This window comes from Janthinobacterium sp. AD80 (assembly GCF_002878455.1).
In the GTDB taxonomy this organism is placed as follows: Bacteria; Pseudomonadota; Gammaproteobacteria; order Burkholderiales; family Burkholderiaceae_D; genus Janthinobacterium.
This window is the reverse complement of record NZ_NRDQ01000011.1, coordinates 1-8,302: the sequence shown is the minus strand read 5'-3', so window position 1 is coordinate 8,302 and position 8,302 is coordinate 1. Positions and strand designations below refer to the sequence as shown.

Annotated in this window: 4 protein-coding genes, 1 pseudogene and 1 riboswitch; of the genes and pseudogenes, 3 read left to right on the top strand and 2 right to left on the bottom strand. The window is 62.4% G+C overall.

Annotated features, from left to right (window positions below):
• Positions 1–39: 39 nt before the first annotated feature.
• A complete protein-coding gene (locus JaAD80_RS02875) occupies positions 40–615 on the bottom strand; it encodes a TMEM165/GDT1 family protein (RefSeq protein ID WP_102292797.1) in 576 nt (191 codons plus the stop codon).
• A 9-nt stretch (positions 616–624) separates the two neighbouring features.
• Positions 625–806: riboswitch (yybP-ykoY riboswitch) on the bottom strand.
• 146 nt (positions 807–952) lie between these two features.
• On the opposite strand from JaAD80_RS02875, the pseudogene JaAD80_RS02870 reads away from it, so the two are divergent.
• From JaAD80_RS02870 to JaAD80_RS02860, 3 genes and pseudogenes are all read left to right on the top strand, one after another.
• Positions 953–3,360: pseudogene (locus JaAD80_RS02870) on the top strand (M1 family metallopeptidase).
• A 118-nt stretch (positions 3,361–3,478) separates the two neighbouring features.
• A complete protein-coding gene (locus JaAD80_RS02865) occupies positions 3,479–5,338 on the top strand; it encodes a M1 family metallopeptidase (protein ID WP_102292796.1) in 1,860 nt (619 codons plus the stop codon).
• Between the two features lie 21 nt (positions 5,339–5,359).
• Positions 5,360–7,003 (top strand): serine hydrolase, encoded by a 1,644-nt coding sequence (locus tag JaAD80_RS02860; RefSeq protein WP_102292795.1) that lies wholly within the window; start codon positions 5,360–5,362, stop codon positions 7,001–7,003.
• 537 nt (positions 7,004–7,540) lie between these two features.
• Here JaAD80_RS02860 and JaAD80_RS02855 read toward each other — a convergent pair.
• A complete protein-coding gene (locus tag JaAD80_RS02855; RefSeq protein WP_102292794.1) occupies positions 7,541–8,302 on the bottom strand; it encodes a class I SAM-dependent methyltransferase in 762 nt (253 codons plus the stop codon).

Sequence of the window (8,302 nt, the reverse complement as noted above, 5' to 3'; positions counted from 1 at the left end):
GCACATGAACATTGTAAATAAGGAATTTTCAATGTTGTTCTAGAATCCCAGCGCCGCCCCCGCGCCCAGCAGGGTGGCCACGCCCAGCACGGCAAACACCAGTGCCGCGATGCCATGCACGAGGGGCAGCGACACGCGGTTGGCGATCTTGTCGCCCAGGTAGACGGCCGGCACGTTGGCCAGCATCATGCCGAAGGTGGTGCCCAGCACGACGGAAACAATGTCGTGGTAGCGCGCCGCCAGCGCGACGGTGGCCACCTGCGTCTTGTCGCCCATTTCCGCCATGAAGAAGGCGATCAGGGTGGTCAGGAAGACGCCATATTTGGCCAGCCTGGTCTCGTCCTCATCGAGCTTGTCGGGGATCAGGGTCCAGGCGGCCATGGCAAGGAAAGACACGCCGAGCACCCAGCGCAGCACGTCCGGCCCCAGCATGCTGGTGATCCAGGCGCCGACGGCGGCGGCAAATGCGTGGTTGGCGATGGTGGCGACGAAAATGGCCAGCACGATGGGCAGGGGCTTGCGGAATTTGGCAGCCAGTAAAAAGGCCAGGAGTTGGGTTTTGTCGCCGATTTCAGCGAGACCGACGATGCCGGTGGAGATGAGGAATGCTTCCATGAGAGTGCAAGAGGTACGTGGGCCGGACGAATTAACCAATGATCCACGGGCGACTCCGGCCCATGCGGCCGCCCTGGATCAATGGTCTCGTCAAGTTCTGCAACCACCTGCACCATGGCCTGCGGGCCAATCATGTTGATACAGGTTCCCGCGGCATGACCGCGGAACGACTACTCCCCAATGTTCGAGGCGCATCATACGCCAATGCCTGCCGGCGCGCCAGTGCCGGCGGGCCGCCGCGCGGCAGGCTGTGTGGGGTGGCGACAACACTGAGCGTTTTGAAAACAGACTCGACTTAGAATGCAGTTCTGTCCACGACTCCCAGATGGAATGCGCCATGCCGCTCCTCGTTCGCCTGTTTGCCTTGTGTTGCGCGCTGCTCGCCAGTGCTCCCAGTGTCTCCGCCGCCGCCGCGCCCTTCGACGACAAGTTCCGCCAGCTGGAAGAACTGCTGCCCACGCCAAACAGCTACCGCACCGCCTCCGGCGCGCCGGGCCACGCCTACTGGCAGCAACGCGCCGACTACGTGATCCGCGCAACCCTCGACGAAGCGCGCCGCGCCATCACGGCCAGCGAGCAGATCACCTATCACAACCGCTCGCCCGACAGCCTCGCCTACCTGTGGCTGCAGCTGGACCAGAATGGCTTGCGCAAGGATGCCGACCAGCGCCGCGTATTGAGCGCCCCCTCGCGCCAGGCCTGGCTCAGCGGCAGCGAGGACGAGGCGCTCAAATTCGAGGACCTGCGGGCCATTCATGCGGGCCGCGAATTCGATGGCGGCTTCAAGCTCATCGCCGTGAAAGCGGCCAGCGGCAAGCCGCTGCCGTACGTCATCAACCAGACCATGCTGCGCATCGATTTGCCGGTGGAGCTGGCGCCTGGCCAGAGCGTCACGTTCAACATCGACTGGTCGTATCAGATCAATGACCAGAAGGTGCTGGTCGAGCGTTCCGGCTATGAATATTTTGAAGAGGACAAGAACACGATCTTCCAGATCGCGCAGTGGTTCCCGCGCATGGCCGCCTACTACGATGCTGTCGGCTGGCAGCACAAGCAGTTCCTCGGTTCCGGCGAATTCACGCTGGAATTTGGCGACTACGAGTTGTACCTGACGGTGCCGTCCGACCACGTGGTGGCCGCCACGGGCGAACTGCAAAATCCTGCGGCCGTCCTGAGCGCGGCGCAGCGCGAGCGCCTGGCGAAGGCAAAAAACAGCAATACGCCGCTGCTGGTGATTACGCCGCAGGAAGCGCTGGCGGCGGAGAAAGGCAGGGCGGCGGGCATGAAAACCTGGCATTTCAAGGCGGCCAATGTGCGCGACGTGGCATGGGCGTCGAGCCGCAAGTTCATCTGGGATGCGCAGGGCCTCGACAGCGGCGGCAAGCGCGTGATGGCCATGTCGTATTATCCGAACGAGGGCAATCCGCTGTGGCAGCAGTACAGCACGCGCGCCGTGGTGCACGCCATCGAGCAGTACAACAAGTACAGCTTTGACTATCCGTATCCGAATGCGCTGTCCGTGAATGGCGCCGTGGGCGGCATGGAGTATCCGATGATCGCGTTCAATGGCGGGCGCCCCGTGAAGGACAAGAAGACGGGCGAGCTCACCTACTCGAAGACGACCAAATATGACTTGATCGGCGTGATCATCCACGAAGTAGGCCACAATTACTTTCCCATGATCGTCAACTCCGACGAGCGCCAGTGGACGTGGATGGACGAAGGCTTGAACTCCTTCCTGCAGTACCTGGCCGAGCAGGCGTGGGAAGAGCATTTCCCGTCCTGGAATGGCGAGCCGCGCAAGATTGTCGACTACATGCGCAGCCAGAACCAGGTGCCCATCATGACCAATTCCGAGTCCTTGCTGCAGTTTTCAGCGAATGCCTACGACAAGCCGGCCACGGCCCTCAACATCCTGCGCGAAACCATCCTCGGGCGCGAATTGTTCGACTTCGCCTTCAGACAATATGCCTTGCGCTGGAAGTTCAAGCGGCCCACCCCGGCCGACTTTTTCCGTACCATGGAAGACGCTTCCGGCACGGACCTGGACTGGTTCTGGCGCGGCTGGTTTTATACCACCGACGCGTCGACATCAGTATCGACGGCATCAGCGAATACGGCGTGAGCACGAAGAATCCCGAGATCGAAAAGGCGTGGAAGAAGGCGCAGAAAGAGGCCCAGCCCATCTCGATCTCGGACCAGCGCAACAAGGCGCTGCCGAAGAAGGTCGACATCGATCCCGCGCTGAAGGATTTCTACAACCAGCATGACGATTTCACGGTCACCAACAAGGACCGCAACAGCTATGCGGAAGAGCAGGAAGGGCTGGAACCGTGGGAGAGAAAGCTGCTGGAACAGCGCAACATGGGCAAGCATCTGTACCTGGTCGATTTCTCGAACATCGGCGGTCTGGTGATGCCGCTGATCCTGGAAATCGAACTGAAAAGCGGCAAGAAGATCATCGAGCGCGTGCCGGCCGAAGTGTGGCGCTATGCGCCGCACAAGATCAGCAAGGTGATCATCACCGACGAGCCGATGGTGGGCCTGGTGCAGGACCCGTACTGGGAGACGGCGGACATCGACACGAGCAACAACGCCTGGCCGAGAAAAATCACGCCGTCGCGCCTGGAGCTGTTCAAGCAGGACCGCGACAAGAACAACCTGATGAAGGATTTTAATACGCCGCTGAAGGCGCCGGAGACCAAGGCCGAGACTAAGGCCGAGGCCAGGCCGGAAGCGAAATAGGAAAACAGCGCCGGCCAGTCCGGCGCTTTTTTCTGCCGGCCTGCGCCGGAAGTGCTATTCTGCGCGACGCCCCGGCGCACACGGACCGGGGCCTTCGCAAATCATTCAAAAGACGACCATGCAAACTATGACCTATCTGCGCGCGCTGGGCTGTGCGCTCCTTTGCCAGGTGACCCTGGCCGCGCACGCCGACCCCTTGAGCTATGCGCGCTACGACCAGGTGCGCACGCGCGACCTGCAGCTGGACCTGAAAGCGGACTTCAAGCAAAAGACCCTGTCCGGCTATGCCGAGCTGTCCTTGAACTGGATCGATCCGGCCGCGCGCACCCTGGTGCTCGACACGCGCGACCTGGCGATCGCCAAGGTGCAGGTGCAGGACAAGCGCGGCGCCTGGCAGATGGCGCCATACCAGCTGGACAAGGCCGACCCGGAAAAGGGCCAGGCGCTGCGCATCACCACCACGGGCCAGCCCGAGAAGGTGCGCGTCTACTATCACACGGCGCCGAACGCCATCGCCCTGCAGTGGCTCACGCCGCAACAGACCATGTCGGGCAAGCTGCCCTTCATGTTCAGCCAGTCGCAAAGCATCAACGCCCGCTCGTGGGTGCCGTCGCAGGATACGCCGGCCGTGCGTTTTACGTATAGCGCGCGCATCGATGCGCCTGCGGGGATGCGCGTCGTCATGAGCGCCGAAAACGATGAAAAGGCGACGGGCAAGGGCGGCTGGAAATTCAAGATGCCGCAGCCGATTCCTTCCTACCTGCTGGCCATTGCCATCGGCGAACTGGAAGTGCGCAAACTCGGCCCACGCTCCGCCGTGTATGCGGAACCGCCGCGCATCAAGGCGGCCGAATACGAGCTGGCCGATACGGAAAAAATGATCCAGGCGGCCGAAGCGCTGTATGGCCCATATGGCTGGGGACGCTATGACATGATCGTGCTGCCGCCATCGTTCCCTTACGGCGGCATGGAAAACCCGCGCCTGACCTTCCTCACGCCGACCATGATCGCGGGCGACCGCAGCCTGGTCGACCTGATCGCGCATGAACTGGCCCACTCGTGGTCGGGCAACCTGGTCACCAACGCTTCGTGGAAGCACATGTGGCTCAACGAAGGCTTCACCACCTACGTCACGACGCGCATCGTCGAGCAGCTGTATGGCAGCGAAGTGGCGCAGATGGGCGTGCAGGTAGACCAGGAAGAACTGGCCGCTGCGATCCGCGAACTGCCGGCGGCGAAAACGGCGCTGATCACACGCGACGCGGACGCCAATCCGGCCGAGACCTATACGGATGACGGCATCATCTATCCGAAAGGCGCCTGGTTCCTGGCCACCATGGAGCGCCGTGCCGGCCGCGCCGTGTTCGACCCGTTCCTGCGCGGCTGGTTCGACCAGCACGCGTTCCAGAGCGTGACGACGGAGCAGTTCATCAGCTATTTGCGCAAGAATTTGCTGGCGCAGCATCCGGACGTGATGCCGGAAGCGGAACTCGATGAATGGCTGTATGGCACGGGCGTGCCGGCCAGCGCGCAGCGCGTCGTCTCGCCGCGCCTGGCGCTGCTGGACCAGCACCGCGACGCCTGGCTGAAAGGCGAACTGGCGACCAAGGACCTGGGCATGGACAAGTGGATCGCCATCGAATCGATGCACTTCCTGAACGACATCAACAACAAGGCCAGCGCGGCGCAATTGCGCGAACTGGACCAGGTCTACGGCGTGGGCAAGAGCGGCAACAATGAGGTGGCCTATCGCTTCTACCTGGCCGCCGTGAACGCCGGCTACGACGTGCAGCAGCCCCTGCAGGCATTCCTCATGAGCGTGGGCCGCCAGAAATTCGTCGTGCCACTGTACAGCGCCCTGATGAAGACGCCGCAAGGCCACGCCTGGGCCAAGGACGTGTATGCGAAGGCGCGTGAACGCTACCACCCGGTGACGCAGGAAAGCGTCGACCGCCTGATGGCCGCGCAAGCGCGTTGAACCTGACTGGACACCATGAACATGCAAAACATGCACCGTATCGCCGCCGCCATCGTGCTGGCGTTTTCCAGCCTTAGCGTGCCGGCGCTGGCATTTGACGCCGCGCCAGCCCTCTCCGCCGCGCCAGCAGCGGCGCCGGCGTCCGCCTTTGACCTGGAGCGCGACGTCAACAGCGCGCTGAAAATTTTCGATGTGCCGGGTATCGCCATTGCCATCGTCAAGGATGGCAAGGTCGTTGCCGCCCAGGGCTTTGGCGTGCGCAAACTGGGCGAGCCGGCCGCCGTCGATGCGAAGACCCTGTTCGAGGTGGCATCGAACTCGAAGGGCTTCACGGCCGCCGCGCTGGCCATGCTGGTCGACGAGGGCAAGCTGGCCTGGGACGATCCCGTCACCAAGCACCTGCCCGGCTTCCAGATGCACGACTCCTACGTCACGGGCGCCATGACCATCCGCGACCTGCTGACGCACCGCAGTGGCCTGGGCCTGGGGGCCGGCGACTTGCTGTGGTGGCCGACCACCACCTTCAGTACCGACGAGATCATCGAGAAGCTGCGCTACATCCGCCCGGCCACGAGTTTCCGCAACAGCTACGCCTACGATAACCTGCTGTACATCGTGGCCGGCAAGATCATCGCCGACAAGGCGGGCAAGAGCTGGGGCGAGGCCATGCACGAACGCATCCTCGCGCCGCTGGGCATGACGGCCACCACCACCAGCCTGGCTGAAAACGCGGGCAATCCCGACGTCGCCAATGCGCACAGCAAGATCAACGGCAAGATCGCCGCCGTGAAATCGATGCCTGTGCCGAACGCCGTGGGCGCCGTCGGCATCAACACGAATGCGGAAGATATCGCCAAGTGGATGATGCTGCTGCTCGACGAAGGCAAGATCGCCGGCGCGACGGACAAGGATGGCAAGCCGGCGCGCCTGATCAGCGAAAAGCAGGCGCGTGAACTGTGGACGGCGCAAACGCCGGTCAAGATCCCTGAACCGAAACCTGCGCTGGCCGCAACCAAACCGAACTTCAGCGCGTATGGCCTGGGCTTCCAGCTGCGCGACTACAAGGGCATGAAAGTGGCCATGCACGGCGGCGCGCTGCAGGGCTTTTATTCGCGCGTGCTGATGGTGCCGGAAGCGAAACTGGGCGTGGCCATTCTCACCAACGCGGAAAATGGCGGCTCGATGACGGCGATGCAGTGGCGCATCCTCGACCATTACCTGCAGGCGGCGCCATCGGACTGGATCGGCCTGGTGTCCAGGGTGGAGCAGGACCAGCATGCGGAAGAAGTGAAAAAGCAGGCCAAGGCGTCGAGCGCGCGCGCGGCAAAATCGCAGCCTTCGCTGCCGCTGGCGGCATATGACGGCGAGTATGAAGACGCCTGGTATGGCAAGGTCACTATCCGTCCCGAGGGCAAGAAGCACATCCTGAGCTTTACGCGCACGCCGGACCTGACGGGCGAGCTGGAACACTGGCAGCACGACACCTTCATCGTGCGCTGGAAGGAGCGCAACTTCAACGCCGATGCGTATGTGACGTTCTCGCTCAACCCGGACGGCAGCATCGACCGCGTGAAGATGGCGCCCGTGTCGGCCGAGACGGACTTCAGCTACGACTTCCAGGATTTGAGCCTGGTTCCCGTGAAACCGAAGGAAGCGAAGAAATAAGGCTTCGCTACCAAAACCGCAGCCTGGCCTGCGGTTTTTTTCGGCCCATGCCGTGCAAGTGCGCGACGCAAGGCCGGCAGGCCGCTTTTTATTGCTTGAAAAGGGTCAAAGAAGGAACGTAATCTTGTTTTCTTGTTTGCGTATTTGCTAATTTTTTGTGGTGGTACTATTTTTATGCGCCATACGATTCATCTGCCGACAGACGTTTTCTGACGGCTGGCGTGTTTGTCTTCCAGTGGTTTTTTATAACGACTCAACTCTTTGGGAATGGGATAAAAATGATCAATGTAAAAAAAAGCCGTGTTTGTCTTCTGCGCCGCCGTTGGCCTGGCCGGTGCCTTGAGCACGGCGTACGCGCAGCCGACGCGCCGCGAGTGCATTCAGGCCTTGATTGACTGTACCGAAAATGGCACTGCGAGCCAGTGCACGCTGGTCGCACGCTCTTGCGGCGTGTACGGCATTTACCTGTAAGACACGCCGCGCGCACGAGCAAATGGCGGAGCGCCGCCATTTGCTGTCGCTCCCCGTTTTCCTTGCTCAGGGCTTGACGAACTTCAGGGTCATGCGGTCGCTCTCGCCGATGGCCGTGTACTTGTCGCGCTCCACGTCCTTGTTGGCGTAGGTGGGCGGCAGCGCCCAGACGCCGCCCTGGTGGTCGGCCTTGTCCTTCGGATTGGCGTTGATGTCCGACTTCGCCGCCAGTTTGAATCCTGCGCCTTCGGCCAGCTTGATCACATACGCTTCATGCATGTAGCCGCTGCTGGCCGTGGCGTCCTGCGCCTTGCCGGCCGGCAGGCGGTGCTCGACGACGCCGAACACGCCGCCCGGTTTCAGGCTGTCATACACTTGCTTGAACAGCGTCTGCATGCCGTCTTCGCCGATCGGTATCCAGTTGTGGATATTGCGGAAGGTGAGCACCATGTCGGCCGTGCCTTTCGGCGCGATGCGGTAGGTGGCGGGCGGCGCGAAGGCGCCGATTTCCACCTTGCCGAAGGCGGCAGGGTTGGCGTCGAGCTTTTGCTGGAAGCGCGCCGCGCCACGGCGTGCGCCTTCGCTGGCGGACTGCGGGTCGTTGCCGGCGGCGATCAGCTTGCCGTTCTCGCGCAGGTAGGGCGCCAGGATTTCCGTGTACCAGCCGCCGCCGGGCGCCAGTTCCACCACCGTCATGTTCGGCTTGATGCCGAAGAAGGTCAGCGTTTCATACGGGTGGCGGGCGCTGTCGCGTACCGCGTTGGCGGGCGTGCGCGCGCTGCCGGCAATGGCCGCCTTCAGGGCCGCGTCGCCCGCATCGGCCGCCAG

Excerpts from the sequence above, each read along its gene's own strand:
- JaAD80_RS02875 (WP_102292797.1), bottom strand. The coding sequence starts at position 615 with ATGGAAGCATTCCTCATCTCCACCGGCATCGTCGGTCTCGCTGAAATC.
- JaAD80_RS02865 (WP_102292796.1), top strand. The coding sequence starts at position 3,479 with ATGCAAACTATGACCTATCTGCGCGCGCTGGGCTGTGCGCTCCTTTGC.
- JaAD80_RS02860 (WP_102292795.1), top strand. The coding sequence starts at position 5,360 with ATGCAAAACATGCACCGTATCGCCGCCGCCATCGTGCTGGCGTTTTCC.